The sequence below is a fragment of the Elongatibacter sediminis genome (genome assembly GCF_037892215.1).
Taxonomy (GTDB): Bacteria; Pseudomonadota; Gammaproteobacteria; order Xanthomonadales; family SZUA-36; genus Elongatibacter; species Elongatibacter sediminis.
The window spans coordinates 233,987-249,081 of the sequence record NZ_JAZHOG010000002.1; the positions used below are offsets into that span (position 1 = coordinate 233,987).

10 protein-coding genes are annotated in these 15,095 nt (G+C 64.5%); 5 read left to right on the forward strand and 5 right to left on the reverse strand.

Features of this window, described 5'->3' with window-relative positions:
- Positions 1-3: 3 nt before the first annotated feature.
- Positions 4-1,791, reverse strand: coding sequence for a hypothetical protein (locus tag V3330_RS03785; RefSeq protein WP_354694062.1), 1,788 nt, complete (start codon positions 1,789-1,791; stop codon positions 4-6).
- 70 nt (positions 1,792-1,861) lie between these two features.
- Between V3330_RS03785 and V3330_RS03790 the strand changes: the two genes are divergently transcribed.
- From V3330_RS03790 to V3330_RS03805, 4 genes are all read left to right on the forward strand, one after another.
- The gene (locus tag V3330_RS03790; protein WP_354694063.1) at positions 1,862-2,515 is read left to right on the forward strand and encodes a deoxynucleoside kinase; all 654 of its coding nucleotides are present in this window, start codon (positions 1,862-1,864) and stop codon (positions 2,513-2,515) included.
- Between the two features lie 90 nt (positions 2,516-2,605).
- Positions 2,606-3,037: a DUF2141 domain-containing protein gene (locus V3330_RS03795; RefSeq protein ID WP_354694064.1), complete on the forward strand. Its 432-nt coding sequence runs from the start codon at positions 2,606-2,608 to the stop codon at positions 3,035-3,037.
- A gap of 220 nt (positions 3,038-3,257) precedes the next feature.
- Positions 3,258-4,307, forward strand: a complete 1,050-nt coding sequence (locus V3330_RS03800) for an efflux RND transporter periplasmic adaptor subunit (RefSeq protein WP_354694065.1) — start codon at positions 3,258-3,260, stop codon at positions 4,305-4,307.
- A gap of 15 nt (positions 4,308-4,322) precedes the next feature.
- On the forward strand, positions 4,323-7,436 hold the full coding sequence (locus tag V3330_RS03805) for an efflux RND transporter permease subunit (protein ID WP_354694066.1): 3,114 nt from the start codon (positions 4,323-4,325) through the stop codon (positions 7,434-7,436).
- A 558-nt stretch (positions 7,437-7,994) separates the two neighbouring features.
- Here V3330_RS03805 and V3330_RS03810 read toward each other — a convergent pair.
- The 4 genes from V3330_RS03810 to V3330_RS03825 are packed head-to-tail and all read right to left on the reverse strand — an operon-like array spanning position 7,995 to position 13,740.
- Complete coding sequence (locus tag V3330_RS03810) at positions 7,995-8,657, reverse strand: SDR family oxidoreductase (RefSeq protein ID WP_354694067.1); 663 nt, start codon at positions 8,655-8,657, stop codon at positions 7,995-7,997.
- A 33-nt stretch (positions 8,658-8,690) separates the two neighbouring features.
- Positions 8,691-11,435 carry a phosphoenolpyruvate carboxylase gene (gene ppc / locus V3330_RS03815; RefSeq protein ID WP_354694068.1) on the reverse strand — a complete coding sequence of 915 codons (2,745 nt, stop codon included), beginning with the start codon at positions 11,433-11,435 and terminating at the stop codon, positions 8,691-8,693.
- A gap of 10 nt (positions 11,436-11,445) precedes the next feature.
- Positions 11,446-12,615 (reverse strand): phosphoglycerate dehydrogenase, encoded by a 1,170-nt coding sequence (locus tag V3330_RS03820; protein WP_354694069.1) that lies wholly within the window; start codon positions 12,613-12,615, stop codon positions 11,446-11,448.
- 6 nt (positions 12,616-12,621) lie between these two features.
- Positions 12,622-13,740 carry a phosphoserine transaminase gene (locus tag V3330_RS03825; protein WP_354694070.1) on the reverse strand — a complete coding sequence of 373 codons (1,119 nt, stop codon included), beginning with the start codon at positions 13,738-13,740 and terminating at the stop codon, positions 12,622-12,624.
- Positions 13,741-13,942: 202 nt separating this feature from the next.
- Here V3330_RS03825 and V3330_RS03830 point away from each other — a divergent pair, with 202 nt between their 5' ends.
- Entirely contained in the window at positions 13,943-15,079 is a 1,137-nt protein-coding gene (locus tag V3330_RS03830; protein WP_354694071.1) for a tetratricopeptide repeat protein, read from the forward strand.
- The last annotated feature ends 16 nt before the right edge of the window (positions 15,080-15,095 follow it).

The following is a 15,095-nucleotide window of genomic DNA, read 5'->3' on the forward strand; positions in this document are numbered from 1 at the left end:
GGCTCAGTCCGACACGGGGCCGGTGGCCGATTTCGCGGACTTCCGGGCCGGAGGCTTCGGCAGGTCCGGAGCGCTGCGGCGCACGGACGGATCGGCCTCGAGCCAATTCCGGTTCAGGGTGGCCAGCCAATAGTCCGCTTCGGCATCGCGGCCGAGTTTACGCAGTGCCCGTGACAGGCCCAGCAAGGAGGCACTGCGCAGCCGGGCGCGCTGCAACTGTGTTTCAAACGCCGCGGCCGCATCGGCATAGCGCCCCGCTTCCAGAAGGAGCTGGCCCTGCAGTTCGGCTGCGGGCCAGTCGACGAAAGGTGGCCCGTAGGCGAACGGCATCTCACCTTCGAGTTGGCTCGCCGCAGCCGCGATACGCGCGGCTTCACCGGTTTCGCCACGCGCGATCTCGACCGCGGCGTGTAATTGCCGCTCCATCACCGCCAGGCGATCGAGATACAGAAGTTCGGTCGGCTGCGGTTCATCCTGATTGCGAATTTCCCGTTCGAGTTCGCGTTTGAGGTTGCTGAATTGTTCGGCGTAGGTCCGGACCCGGGCCGCCTGCCCACCGTAGGCCGCACGGAAACCGTTGGCCCAGGTCACGTTGAGATTGGGATCGAATGCCTCCCCGAGTTTGAAGGTCCATGCGGCGATGTCGCCGGTCCAGTCGCCGGTCTCCACCAGGTAACGGAGCCACATCTGCACCACCGAACCCGCATGCGAACGGTCGGGAGTCAGAAGCAGGCGGTCGCGGGGCGTCTCGTCGGCCTCCTGCAGTTCCTGGTAAGCCGCTGTCAGCAGGCTGCGGGCGTCTTCCAGCCGGCCCTGCTGCAGGTACCCGTACAGCAGCCAGAAATGATAGTGTCCCCAGCGCCGGCCGGACTGCCCGGATTCCTCGCGCATCGCGTTCTGCACGCGGGCGGCGTTTTCATTGGCCTCGACCACGTCGTCCCACATCCCCAGGGCGGTGAAGATGTGTGATGTCATGTGCAGCGAATGCCCGGCATCCGGCGCCATGACGGCCAATGCCCGGGCGGCCGCCAATCCCAGCGCAGCGTGTTCAGGATCATCGACGCCATGGATCAGGTAATGCGCCGCGCCCGGATGACGCGGATTGGCACAGAACACGGATTGCGAAATGGCCGTGCTCAGCATGTAGGTGGGGACATCCCGGACGCCGGCCTGAACGCCCAGCAGCGACAGCGCGTAGAACAACTGAATCTCGTGATCGTCCGGCCAGGTGGCCGCCATTTGCTCGAGGGTGCGCATGTAGGCCCGATCGCGGGCCGCCTTGGGTCCGTCGCCGTAGAGGATGTCCAGGGAAGCCAGCAGCCCCCGTTCCCGCGGATCCTGCGTGGTGGCCAGGCGTTGTTCGGCCGTGGCGCCCAGTTTCATCAATGCCGCCCTTCCGGCCTCGCGATCCTGTTCATCCCAAAGGGGATGATTATGGGTCATGGCCTCACCCCAGTAAGCCATCGCGAAATCCGGCTCCAGGTCCTGGGCGCGAAGAAATTCCTCACGGGCGAACGGATATTCGAACAGATGCAGCAGCAACATGCCGCGGATGAAAGCCTGCTGCGCCTGCGGAACTTTCGAGCGGGTGGGAAAATCAATCTCGCCCAGCACCCGGGCAACCGGCTCGTGCGCGGTGTCTGCGGACGGCGCGTGCGGACCCTCGTGGGCATTGGCCAGACCGACGGCCGCCATCAGCATGAAGGTGCCGAACGAGCGGGCCACCACGGACGGCCGTGCAGATCGCCGGCGGCCGGCCCTGAAACTGAATTGGAACAATGAAAGCGGCATGCGGTCTCCCTCCTCGTCGGCTCGCGTGTCATGATGGCAGCCGGTCAGGCCCGGGTAAACCGCATCCGCCATGGGACAACGAAAATTCATCGCCATCGCCGGCAACATCGGTACCGGCAAATCCTCACTGCTGGAGTTCCTGACCAGCACCTACGACGTGGCGCCTTTTTACGAGCCGAACGAAGCCAACCCGTACCTGGCGGATTTCTACGCCGACATGAAACGCTGGGCATTCCAGTCACAGATGTTTTTTCTCAGCAACAAGTTCCGCATGCACCAGGAAGCGGACCGGCGACGCGGGGTGGTGGTGCTCGACCGCACCATCTACGAGGACGCCGAGGTGTTCGCCACCGCGCTGTACCGCATGCGCAAAATCGATCGGCGCGACTGGGAAACCTATTGGGACTTCTACCAGACCCTGGTGCGAGCCATTCAGCCTCCGGACCTGATGATTTACCTCAGATGCCCGATGCGGGTTCTGCGCCGGCGCATCCGCATGCGCGGGCGCGGCATGGAGCAGGACATTCCGTTGAGTTACCTCAAACGCCTGGATCGTCTTTACGAAGAGTGGTTCGGACGCTACACCCTGGGCGAGGTGCTGGTGCTGAAATCAGACCGCCTGGATTTCGTGCACGATCTGGTGGACCGGCAGGATGTCAGATCCCGGGTGGAGGCCCTGCTGCCGGCAAGCCTGTGCCGTACCCGCCGCCGCCAATCCGTTTGAACGCCGGCTGCAGACGTTGAATGAAGCCATTGCGGCCCCATTTGTTGGGACTGAACCTTCATCTGCCGCGGCCCGACACAGGAGTTGACCATGCCCGCTCGCGTGACCCCGATGTTCGCCCTTCTCGCCCTGCTGGCGCTCCCCCTGACCGCGTCCGCGCAACTCGCGAATCTGCATGTGCTGGTCACCCAACTCGAGCCCGCAACCGGCAAGGTCGAGGTGTCGCTGTTCGACAACGCCGAGGATTTCATGAAGAAACCGTTTTTGCAGCAGACACTGCCGGTGGACGGCAACAGCGAGCTGCAGTTCGAATTTGCCGGCCTTGTGGATGGCGCCTACGGCGTCGTGGTGGTACACGACGAAAATGACAACGGCGTCTATGACGCGGGTTTCCTCGGGTTCGGCGGTGAAGGACTGGGTTATTCCAACGACGCCCGGCCCTGGCTGGGCCGTCCGTCCTTCGAGGCCGTCCGCGTTGACGTCGGCACCGAGGACCTGGAGATCGTCATCCGCACCGATTGAGTGGCACGCCGCCCGGGCCGCTCACGGCTCGCCGGCGACTGTCCAGGGGAAGGATTTCTCCGCCGAAGCGATCTCGGCCCCGTGGTTTTCCCCATGAATCCGCCACCCAGGTGGTTTTCATCACGTTTCTCCGACCCCATATCGCTTAAGCTGCGATGACGCGCCGCGATGACGGCCCGAAATCCGCAGCGGCACCCGAGCACGGGAGGATCAACAAGCGATGCGCCCCAACGTTATTGTCGCCTGCGCGTGCACCGCGCTGCTGACTTGCACCCCTCCGGGCGTGCACGCCCGCGATGCCGTGCCGGTCGGCACCCAGCCGCTGGATGCGGTCCTGGTCGGGCTGGAATACAGCGCGCCAGCCGATGTGCGCAGCCTGAACCGGTCGACCCTTTCCGCCCAACTGGCAGCGCCGGTACACGCGATCCATGCCGATATCGGCCAGGCCGTGAACGCTGGCGACATCCTCGTCGAACTGGATGACGTCGATTACGCGCTGGCGCTGGATCAGGCCATCGCGACCCTGCAATCCCTGGAGGCGCAGCAGGCACAGGCCGCCGCCAGACTGCGGCGGGCGCGTGAACTCATCGCCAACCAACACCTTTCGGACGACGAACTGCTGGCCCGGGAAACCGACGCCAACGTGATCGCGGCACAAATCGAAGCGCAGAAAGTCGCCGTTGCGATCGCCCGCAGGAATCTGGCGAAATGCCGCATCAGCGCCCCGTTCAACGGCGTCGTGACCGAACGACACGCCCAGTTGGGCGCTTACGTGAGCATGGGAAGTCCGCTGATGGACCTGGTCGAACACGACCGCTTCGAGCTCGAGGCCGATGTCCCGGATGAACTCAGCGAATCCCTGAACTCCGCGGATGCCATTCGCTTCGGCTCGCGTGGCGAATCCTGGCCGGTGCGGCTGCTGAGGCTGTCGCCGGTGGTGGACACCGAACGCCGCAGCCGCCGGGCCCGGTTCGCCTTCGTGGACGCGGCACCCGCGATTGGTCGCAGCGGCGAGGTGGTCTGGCGTATCGAAAAAGGCCTGCTCCCGGCGCACCTCCTGGTACGCCGTGCCGGCCGCCTCGGCGTGTTCCTGGACGACGGCGGCCGGGCCGCTTTCACGCCGCTGCCCGGCGCGCAGGAAGGCCGGCCGGTCCCGGTGAACCTGCCCGGGAACACGAAAATCGTCGTGGCCGGCCGAGAACGCCTGCAGGACGGCGACTCCCTCGACACGGACGGACCGTCGACAACGGCCGGCGCCGCGCAGGACTGACCGGATGCGCACGCCGTGAACGCCTACCGGGGCCTGCTGACCAACCATCCGCTGGTCAACATCCTGTTTGTCGTCGTACTGGTCATGGGTGCCATGTCCTACAGCACGATGCCCCGCGAGCAGGACCCGGAAATCAACTTCAACTGGGTCAATGTATCCACGATACTGCCCGGCGCGTCGACCGAGGACGTCGAGGAACTGGTCACCGGCCCGCTCGAGGACGCGGTGCGCAATGTGCAGGACATCCGATGGGTGATCAGCACGACACGGGAGAGTGCGTCCAACATCCTGGTGCGGTTTCGCGAACTGCCCGAGCGAACGTTCGACAAGCGGATCAACGACCTGCGTCGCGAACTGCAGAACAAGGCCAACGATGAACTGCCCGACGAGGCCGAGGATCCCCGTATTCTGGAAATCTCGACATCCAACGGTTTTCCGACGGCCATCGTCGTGGTCCAGGGACAGGCGGACGACGAACGGCTGCGTATGAATGCCCGCACGGTTCGCGAGGACCTGGAGCGCATGACCGGCGTCGACAACGTGATTTCGCTGGGCCTGGCCGATCCGGAAATCCACGTGGAACTGCGTCCGACGGACCTGGCGGCGCGGGGACTGCGGGCCACCGATGTCGCCGATGCCTTGGCCCGCGCCTTTCGGGACACGTTTGCGGGCAAGGCCCGCATTTCCGGTGACGAATGGCTGATCCGGGTGGCCGGAACCACGGCCGATCCGGAGCAACTGGCCGCTTTTCAGGTTGCGCCCGCGGGCGCGCCCCGCCAGTTGATCGCGCTGGACCAGGTGGCCGACATCCAGCGGGCCCGTGAGGAACCGCGCCAACTGGTGTCGTTTCGCGGCCAGTCCGCGATCGCCCTGTCGGTGACCAAGGTGGGTTACACCAATACCCTGGAACTGGTCGGTCGGATCAGTGATTACATTCAGGAAAAGAACACGCAACTGGCCGGCAGCGGCATCGAACTGACCCTGACGGACGACCAGACCCAGCAGACCCGGCGTGCGATTGCCATCATGCAGAACAACGCCATGCTGGGCATGACGCTGGTGTTGGGCGTGTGCTGGCTGTTTCTCGGGCTGCGCATCGCGGCCATGGTTACCCTCGGGATCGCCTTCTCCATCGCCGGTACTTTCTGGTTCCTGGACATCACCGGCAACACCCTGAATGTATCGGTGTTGCTCGGCATCGTGATCGTGCTCGGGATGCTGGTCGATGATGCCGTGGTCGTGGTCGAGGCGATGTATTACCGCCTGCAGCGGGGTTCGGGCCGCCTGCAGGCCGCGGTGGATTCCCTGCGCGAGGTCGGCCGGCCGGTGGCGTCCGCCGTGGCCACGACCATGGCCGCCTTCCTGCCCCTGATGCTGTTGCCGGGCATCATCGGCAAATTCATGTTCGTGATCCCGTTCGTCGTCACGGTCGGGCTCGCGGTCAGCCTGATCGAGGCATTCTGGATCCTGCCGTCACACGTTATCGCCTTCCGCCACGGTCCACGGCCGGCTGAAGGCACGTCCGACCGGCGCACCAGCTGGACACACCGGGTGCGGATTCGCTACACGCGCATGCTGTGCTGGGTGATGCGCCGCCCCGTGCAGTTGCTGACCGCGGGGGCGCTGGCCTTCGCGCTGGCGGTATCGGCGGTGGCGGTCGGCCTGATCAAGGTGGATTTTTTCACCACCGACCCGCTCCGCCTGTTCTACGTCAACGTCGACATGCCGGCCGATGCACCACTGGAAGAGACCCTGCGGCAGTCGGTGCAGGTCGAAAAGGCCGTGCGCCAATGGCTCGATCCGGCCGAAGTCCGCGCCATCACCACCAATGCCGGCATCAAGTTCACCGAGGTGGAACCCCTGTACGGTGACCAGTACGGTCAAATCCAGATCTCCCTGCGGCCACGGGGCAACAAGGGACGAAGCGTCGCCGCCATCATCGAGACCCTGCGCGAGCCCCTTGAGGCCTTGCCCATCGATGGTGCGATCAGTTTTCTGGAGGTCAGCGGCGGACCGCCGACCGCGCGCGCCATCAGCGTCAAGGTACGTTCCGACGATTTCACGGAATTGCGTGCCGCCACCGATGCCGTCCTGGAAATCGTTCGGCAACTGCCGGGCACCCGGAACGTCGGCGACAACGACGTCGCCGGACGCTCCGAGCTGGAATTACGGCTCGACTACAAGGCCATCCGCCGGGCAGGGCTTGAACCCGGCGAGGTCGCCCGGCTGCTGCGTCTGCATCGGGACGGGGAAATCGTGGCCTTCATGCGCCACCAGGGCGAAAAGGTCGAGCTGCGTGTTCGCGGCGTTGAACGCGAGCACCAGGATATTCGGGCGGTACTGCAGGACCCGGTCGCTCTGCCGGGGGGCGGCACCACCACCTTCGATGCACTGACGGTCAGCGAGACCGGCTCCAGTCGCGGCACCATCCGCCACTACAATCTCCGGCGCGCCATCACGGTCGAAGCCGACCTCGATGCGGAAGAGATCGACACGGTGACCGCGAACCAGCGCATCGAGGATGCCTGGGCCGATATCAAATCCGGCTACCCCAACACCGATCTGGATTTCTCGGGCGAACTCGACGACATCCAGGAAAGCCTGGACGCCATGCTCGGCCTGTTCCTGCTGGGACTGGGCCTGATCTACCTGATCATCGCCACCCAGTTCCGCAGCTATTTCCAGCCCATGCTGATCCTGGCCACCGTACCGATGGCTTTCACCGGCGTCGTTTTCGGTCTGCTGGTGACCCGCAACCCCCTCAGCCTCTACACCCTCTACGGCGTCATCGCGCTCACCGGCATCGCGGTCAACAGCGCCATCGTGCTGATCGATGCCGCCAACAGCCGCATCGCGGCCGGCATGCGCCCGTTGCACGCGACGGTCTACGCGGCCCGGCGACGGGTCATCCCCATCCTGATGACCACTTCGACCACCATCGCCGGGCTGTTCTCCCTGGCAGTCGGGCTGGGCGGCAAGTCCCTGCTGTGGGGTCCGGTCGCCTCCAGCATCGTCGCCGGCCTGCTGGTCGCCACCGCCCTCACCCTGTTCATCATCCCCACCCTCTACCGCGTATTCATGCGCGGCCACGGCCCCGAAAATTTCCGGCACCAGCACGGACTGGATTAAGCCCAACCTGACCCCCTGACCTGTTTCGCCCGTCAGTGCATCTTCGCCTCATGAAAATCAGGGGCGGGTGCCACTGAGGTCCGCCGCGCGCTGTGACATGCCCCTTCCAGGACCCGGCATAAACCCGTCCCTGGGGCCTTGATCGAAAACGTCCTGTTTTCGACAGTCCTGGAAGGGGCATGTCACATCACCCGGCTGGGCTGCAGCGACGTTGGCGGGGCGAACAGAAAGGCAGAAGTGAATTTGAGCGCTGAAGCAGTGGTACGGGATTGAGGATTTGCCACCGTAAGTATTCACTTCTGCCCAGGCAGGTGATGCGGCGCGTTCCCCTCAGGGGTCTCGCCGCCAGGACGGCGGCGCGAAGGCCCCAGGGAAGGGTCCACGCCGTCCCCTGAGGGGAATGTGCCGCAGCGCCTGCCGGCTCGAGGGCACGTTCTTACAAAAGCCTTCCAGATCAGCGGAATTCAGCTAACTCGAGCCCAGCAAGGTCTCCAGGCTGTTGCACCAAAGCCCTGCGGGGAAAGTACCGCAGCCGCTTAACCGGTTCGGAAAACCGGCTTACCAGACGAGCGGATGGCCCCGCGCGTGCCAGAACGTGCCGGTGGACTCGTCCTGCAGGTGGTCCATCAGGGTGATCAACCGGGCAGCCGCGTCTTCCGGCGCCACCGGTCCCGAGTGATGGGTCATGTCGGTGGCGACATACCCCGGATGCAGAACGAACACCGAAACGCCGTCATCCTTCAAATCGTGGCTCAGACTCCGCGCCGCCATGTTCACCGCCGCCTTGGACATCCGGTACCCGTACGAGCCACCGGACGAATTATCGCCGATCGATCCCATATTGCTGGACATCACGAACACCCGCGAGCCCTGCCCCAGATGTGAGCGCAGACCGGCGGTCACGCGTAACGGCCCCATCGCGTTGATGCGGAACTGGCGCTCGATGGAATCGAAGTCCAGTTCATCCAGGCTCATGCGTTCGAGAATGCCGGCGTTGTTCAGCAGCCAGTCGAGCTTGCGGTCTCCCAGCGCGTCCGACAGACGGGCCACGTCCGCCTCGCTGTTCACATCGATGCCGGAGATGATTTCGGCGCCAGTGGCCGGCAAGGCGTCGCCGGCCTCGCGCACGGCCGCGATCACGTGGTCGCCACGGGCACTCAGTTGACGTGCGAATTCGAGGCCGATGCCTCGATTCGCGCCGGTAATCAGAATGGTTTTCATGCAGATACCTCCCGTATTCATGGACCACGCAGCTCAGCCGGTGTTCTGTATACCGAGTGAAATTCCGTTGACGCTGGCCATCAACGACTGGAGCATGGCCTCGTCCTCACGGCCGCCGGCGCGCCAGCGTTTCAGCAAATCAACCTGCAGCCGGTGCAAGGGGTCCACGTAGGGATTGCGCAGACGAATATTGCGTTTCAGGGTGTCCTGGTCGGCCAGCAGATCTTCCGACTGCTTGATCGCCAGCACACAGTTCCGGGCTCGTTCGAATTCCCGGCAGATGTTTTCGAACAGGTCGAACTGCGCCTCCGGCACCAGGCTGGCATAGCGCGCGCCGATGCCCAGATCGGATTTGGCCAATACCATTTCAACATCGTCGACCAGCGCCTGGAAGAAGGGCCATTCGGCCAGCAGTTCGCGCAGACGCTCAATGCCGAACTCGTCCGCCGCACGCTCCAGCGCCGTGCCGGCGCCATATACGCCGGGCAGTCCGATACGGGTCTGCCCCCAGGAAAACACCCACGGTATCGCCCGCAGATTACCGATGCCCTTGCCGCCGCGCCGCGCCGGCGGCCGCGAGCCTATCGTCAACCTCTCGATCACATCCACCGGAGTGATCGCGCGGAAAAAATCGGGAAATTCCGGGTTCTCGTGCACCAGCGACCGGTAAGTCTCCCGCGAGACCGTGGCGATGCGCTCCATCACTTCACGGTGCCGCTGCGGCGCCGGTTCGTGGGTCCGCAGCCCGTCGTCTCCCCAGGGCTGAACGCCCAGGGTATGCAGCAGCGTGGCACTGGTGATCAGTTCGAGATTGCGCAGCGCGATCGGGCGAACCCCGTACTTGCGATTGATCACTTCGCCCTGCTCGGTCAGACGCATGTAGCCGTCGACGGTGCCCGGCGATGCACCCAGAATGCCGTTGACGAGATTTCCGCCACCCCGGCTGACCGTACCGCCGCGTCCATGGAAGAAAACGATGTCGACACCGTGGGCCCGGCCGCGCTCCAGCAAATCGCCCTGGGCGTTCTGCAAGGCCCAGCGTGAGGCCGCGATGCCGCTGTCCTTGTTGCTGTCGGAATAACCCACCATGATGCGCTGACGACCGCCGCGCTCGTCGAGGTGCGTGCGGTACGCGTCGTGCCGCAGCAAATCGTCGAGAATGCCGGGGCCGGCCGCCAGGTCATCGACCGTTTCGAGCAGGGGCGCGAAGTCCAGTGCGGCGCTATCGCCGCCACCGGGTACCGAGGCACGAGCCAGTGCCAGGGCGGTCAACACATCATCCGCGCCCTGGGTCATGCTGATGATGAACAAGCCGATGGCTCCGGTACCGTAACGTTGGCGTGCCGCCGCCAGCGCGCGGAATACCGCCACGGTCCGGCGCAGATCCGGCGAGGCCGCGTCCCCTTCCGGCAGCGGGGGGAAATCATCGGAAGCCAGGCGTTCGGCGAGCAGCCGGGTGCGTTCCCCTGCATCCCGTTGCGGCCAGTCCGGGTCGGCAAGCCATTCCGCCATGACCGTGCGATGGAGCAGCGCGTCCTGGCGGACATCCAGGGTCATCAGATGAAACCCGAAGGTACGTGCCCGCATGATCAGACGGCGTAACGCGAACAGGCCGGCGTGTTCGCCGCGGTTGTCCAGCAGGCTGGCCTCGATCAGGTGCAGGTCGGCCGTGAATTCGCCAGCCGCCGCGTAGGCATCCGGGCCATCGTTCAGGGTCGCCTCCAGTCGCTCGCTGACGTAGCGCAGCAGACGGCGATACGGCATGTCACGGTGCCGTTCCGGAATGTGTTCCGCCACGCCGGGCATGGCATCCGCGTAGTGTTCCAGGCGCCGGGTGACGGCGTCGCTCACCCCGACTTCGCTCAGGGACTGGCTGAGATACCGGCCCACGCCGCGGACTTCGGCGAGATAGCGACGCACGATGACCCGCCGCTGCGCACGCAGCGTGTCCTCGATGGTATCCGCGTTGACGTTGGGATTGCCGTCCATGTCACCACCGACCCAGGAGCCAAAGCGGAGCAGCAGCCGGTCCGGCAGCAGCCCGTCGTCGAAGTGAGAGGACAGTGCGGCGGCCAGCGACTCGTAGTAGACCGGCACGACCCGATACAGGATGTCGGTGATGTAGAACAGGATGTTGTCCAGCTCGTCCGCCACGGTCGGGCGAACGTGCGGCACCAGACGGGTCTGAAAGGCGGACGTCAGTGCGGCCCGGATGCGCTGCAGGGCGACGGATTCTTCATCCGGGGTGCGCTCCGGATTCAGCCGTTCGACCAGCCGCAACACGATGTCGTATTCCTTTTCCTGGATGGTGCGGCGGGTTGCCTCGGTGGGGTGCGCGGTGAATACCGGCTGGATGTCGAGTCCGGACAGGGCCTCACGCAGGGTTTCAGGACTCACGCCGTGGGCCTTCAATCGCCCGAGTATCGCATCCAGCGAACCGCGCTGGGGTGCGGCTCGCGCCCGCTGATATTCACGTCGACGGCGAATGCGATGCACTTTCTCGGCCAGATTGACCAGGCGCAGGTAATAGGAGAACGCCTGGATCACACGGCCGGCCTCACCGCCCTCCAGTCCTTCCAGGGCCTGGTCCAGCGCATCGCCTGCGGAGGGGTCCTCCCGCTCCAGTATGGAGGCCTTGCGCACCCGCTCCACGCGTTCCAGCAAGGCCGGGCCATGCTGCTCAGCCAGCATGTCACCGACCAGCGAGCCGAGCAGACTGACATCGGCCCGCAACGGGCGGTCCTTGTCGGGTAGCTGTACGGGTCGGATTTCGCTCATCGGCTGGCGATCACACGGTGCGCACGCGAATGACGCCCTCGACACCCGCGATCGCCTTGAGCACACCCGATTCTGGAGCGGTTTCGACATCGATGATGTTGTAGGCGAGGTCGCCGCGGCTGCGGTTCACCATGTCCAGGACGTTGAGGTTACTGTCGGCCAGCACGGACAGCACGCTGCCCAGAACCCGGGGCACGTTGTCGTTGCTGAAGGTGATGCGGAACGCCCCGTCTCGCGCCATCCGGGTCGCCGGGAAATTCACCGAGTTGCGAATGTTGCCGTGTTGCAGAAAATCCATGAGCTGCTGTACCGCCATGACCGAGCAGTTTTCCTCTGCCTCCCGGGTGCTGGCGCCGATGTGCGGCAATACGATGACGTTATCACGCCCCAGCAGTCCCGGCAGCGGGAAGTCGGTGACGTAAGCGCCCAGGTGTCCACTGTCCAGCGCCGCCGTGACGGCACCGGCATCGACGATTTCCTCCCGCGCGAAATTCAGCAAGCGGGCACCGGATCGCAACCGGGCAAGGGTTTCCGCATTGATCAGATGCCGGGTCTGTTCGATGGCCGGAACGTGCAGGCTGACGAAATCGGACGCAGACAACAACGCTTCCAGGCTGTCCATTTTCTCAACCCGGCTCGACAGCCGCCAGGCAGCCTCCACGGAGATGGCCGGATCGTAACCCGCCACCCGCATGCCCAGTTCCAGCGCCATGTTGGCCACCAGGGATCCGATGGCGCCCAGGCCGACGACACCCAGCGTTTTTCCTGCCACTTCCGTACCGGAGAATCGCTTCTTTTCTGCTTCTAAAACTTTTGCTAATTCATTGGGTTGATCAATATTCTTGAGGCTTTGAACGAAATTGAATCCTCCCACGATATCGCGTGAACCCAGGAACAGGCCGGCCGCCACCAGTTCCTTCACGGCATTGGCGTTCGCGCCGGGCGTGTTGAACACCACGATACCGCGACGGCTGTAGTCGTCCACCGGAATGTTGTTGACCCCGGCACCGGCACGGGCGACGGCGACCACACTGTCGGGCAGCGCTTCGTCGTGCAGGCGGTGGCTGCGCAACAGCAGCGCATCGGGTTCTTCGACCTCCGGGCCGACGGCGTAGAAATCACGCGGAAACTGCTCCAGTCCCCGTTCTGCAATCCGGTTGTGTGTGCGAATGCGAAACATGTCGGCTCAGCCTCCCGTGACTTCGCGTCGAGCCCAGTCAATCCACGGCATCAGACGCTCGAGATCAGAAGATTCAACCGTGGCACCACACCACAATCGCAGTCCGGGTGGCGCATCACGGTAGGCACCGATGTCGAACGCCACCCCCTCTTCGGCCAGTCGGGTCACCACGGCTTTCACCTGTTCGGGTTCCAGGTCCAGGCTGAGACACACACTGGTCGGTGAACATGTCGCGGGCTCCCTCGCCAGGAAGTGAATCCAGTCATGATCCTCGACGAAGGCGCGAACAACCTCGAAATTGCGCCGGGTTCGTGCAACCGTACCCGCCAGTCCGCCTACCCCCTCGACCCAGTTCAGTGCATCAAGGTAGTCCGCCACGGCCAGCATCGACGGCGTATTGATGGTGGCTCCGCGAAACACACCCTCGATGAGCTTGCCGCCCTTGGTCAGACGAAAAATCTTGGGCAGTGGCCACGGTGGCGTCCAGGATTCGAGGCGCTCCACCGCGCGCGGCGAGAGAATGAGCATCCCGTGCGCGCCCTCCCCGCCCAGAACTTTCTGCCAACTGAAGGTCACAACGTCCAGCTTGTGCCAGGGCAGATCCATGGCGAATACCGCTGAAGTCGCGTCACACAGGGTCAGACCTTCTCGATCGTCGCGAATCCAGTCGCCATCGGGCACTCGAACCCCGGACGTGGTTCCGTTCCACGTGAACACCACGTCATGGGATGGATCGGCCTGGCCCAGGTCCGGTAGTTCGCCGTACCCGGCGCTGAAGAACCGGGCGTCTTCGAGCTTGAGCTGCTGACGGATATCGGTGGCCCAGCCCTGGCCGAATGATTCCCAGGAAAAAACGTCCACCGGACGTTGACCCAGCAATGACCACATGGCCATTTCAAATGCGCCGGTGTCGGAAGCCGGAACGATACCCACGCGGTATCCGTCGGGCAGGCCGAGGAGTTCAGCCGTTTGGGTGCACGCACGTTCCAGCACTGCTTTACCCAGCGCGGACCGGTGCGAGCGACCCAGGGTTTCCAGCGCGAGCGCCGAGACATCGTAGCCGGGCCGTTTACTGCACGGTCCGGATGAAAAATTGGGGTTTGCCGGCCTGGCCGTCGGTTTCATGCTTGCTCCTGCGCGCGAACGATGGGGTTGTGTCGCCCTGCGGCAGGTCAGATGCCGAAACGCGGGGCGATCGGAATTATGTGGGGACTATGCCCGGTGACACAACCGGCCGCGGGAATCCTTCGCCATGACCCGCGGCGATGCCCTTCGCCGATCCGCGGACCCGGGGTCTGATAGAGTAGGATCAGGAAGCGAAAAACCCATGGTGATGCAGCGCAAATCCGGGGAGTGCGCGCGGATCGCCGGCGGGATTCTCCTGCTGGCGGCGATGCTCGGCGGTTGCGCGCTCCAATCCGACCAGCCCTCTCGCTCGATCGCTCCGTTACAGGGCCACGACATTCCTCCGGTCGAAATTCCCGAATTCGATGAACTGACGCCAGCAATGCAGGCCTTCCTCGATCGCTGGGTGGTCAGCGATCGCGGTCCGGACCGGCACGCCTGGAGCCTGGTGTGGGCCGCCACCGACCGAAATATTCTGGACTTCAGATACGATCCGGCAGTCACCCTGCCACCGGCCGAAACCTTTCGGCGCCGCACCGGGAACTGCCTGGCGTTCTCGCTGATGTTCGTCGCGCTGGCGCGGCACGCCGGATTGAATGCCTGGTACCAGGAGGTGGAAGTACCACCGCAGTGGAACACCACTAACCACACCCTGCTGGTCAGCATGCACATCAATGTCGTCGTCCAAGGCCGCAGCGGCGCCTGGGTCGTCGACGTCAGCGGACGGGCCAGTGCCCGGACCCGCCGCCTGCGCCGGGTCAGCGACGAAGAAGCCCAGGCGCAGTTCCTGAACAATCTCGGCGCCGACGCCCTGACCCGGGATGATCTCGACTACGCCTACGCGTATTTCGCCGCCGCTATCCGGCGCGCGCCACAGGTGTCATTCGTCTGGTCCAACCTGGGCGTGGTATACAACCGCAACGGCCAGACCGACGAGGCCCGACGTGCACACCGGACCGCCCTGCAAATCGATCCCGGCAATTCGGTGGCCGCCAATAACCTGTTCCTGATCTACGAGCAGGAGGGCGACCTCGCCGCGGCCCAGGCCCTGCGGGCGCAGGTCGAAAAGCACCGCCGGCACAACCCGTATTATCTGTACCACCTGTCTTCCGACGCCCTGGCGGCCGGCCGTATCACCGAGTCACGCGAACTGCTGGAACAGGCCATCGAACTGCAGAGCCGCGAATACCGGTTTCACTATGAACTGGCCCGCACCCTGGTCCGGGCCGGCGACATGGGCGGCGCACGCGCCAGCCTGCGGCGGGCACGGGAACTGGCGCCCGACGACGCGCTGGCGGGAGACCTCAGCGTTGATAACCTGCCGGCCCTGCCGGACTGACGACCCGAGAGGCGGT

Bases quoted from the DNA above. Each gene is read 5' to 3' on its own strand.
- V3330_RS03820 (WP_354694069.1), bottom strand. From the start codon at position 12,615: ATGTTTCGCATTCGCACACACAACCGGATTGCAGAACGGGGACTGGAG.
- V3330_RS03830 (WP_354694071.1), top strand. From the start codon at position 13,943: ATGGTGATGCAGCGCAAATCCGGGGAGTGCGCGCGGATCGCCGGCGGG.
- ppc (WP_354694068.1), bottom strand. From the start codon at position 11,435: ATGAGCGAAATCCGACCCGTACAGCTACCCGACAAGGACCGCCCGTTG.
- V3330_RS03810 (WP_354694067.1), bottom strand. From the start codon at position 8,657: ATGAAAACCATTCTGATTACCGGCGCGAATCGAGGCATCGGCCTCGAA.
- V3330_RS03825 (WP_354694070.1), bottom strand. From the start codon at position 13,740: ATGAAACCGACGGCCAGGCCGGCAAACCCCAATTTTTCATCCGGACCG.
- V3330_RS03785 (WP_354694062.1), bottom strand. From the start codon at position 1,791: ATGCCGCTTTCATTGTTCCAATTCAGTTTCAGGGCCGGCCGCCGGCGA.
- V3330_RS03800 (WP_354694065.1), top strand. From the start codon at position 3,258: ATGCGCCCCAACGTTATTGTCGCCTGCGCGTGCACCGCGCTGCTGACT.
- V3330_RS03795 (WP_354694064.1), top strand. From the start codon at position 2,606: ATGCCCGCTCGCGTGACCCCGATGTTCGCCCTTCTCGCCCTGCTGGCG.
- V3330_RS03790 (WP_354694063.1), top strand. From the start codon at position 1,862: ATGGGACAACGAAAATTCATCGCCATCGCCGGCAACATCGGTACCGGC.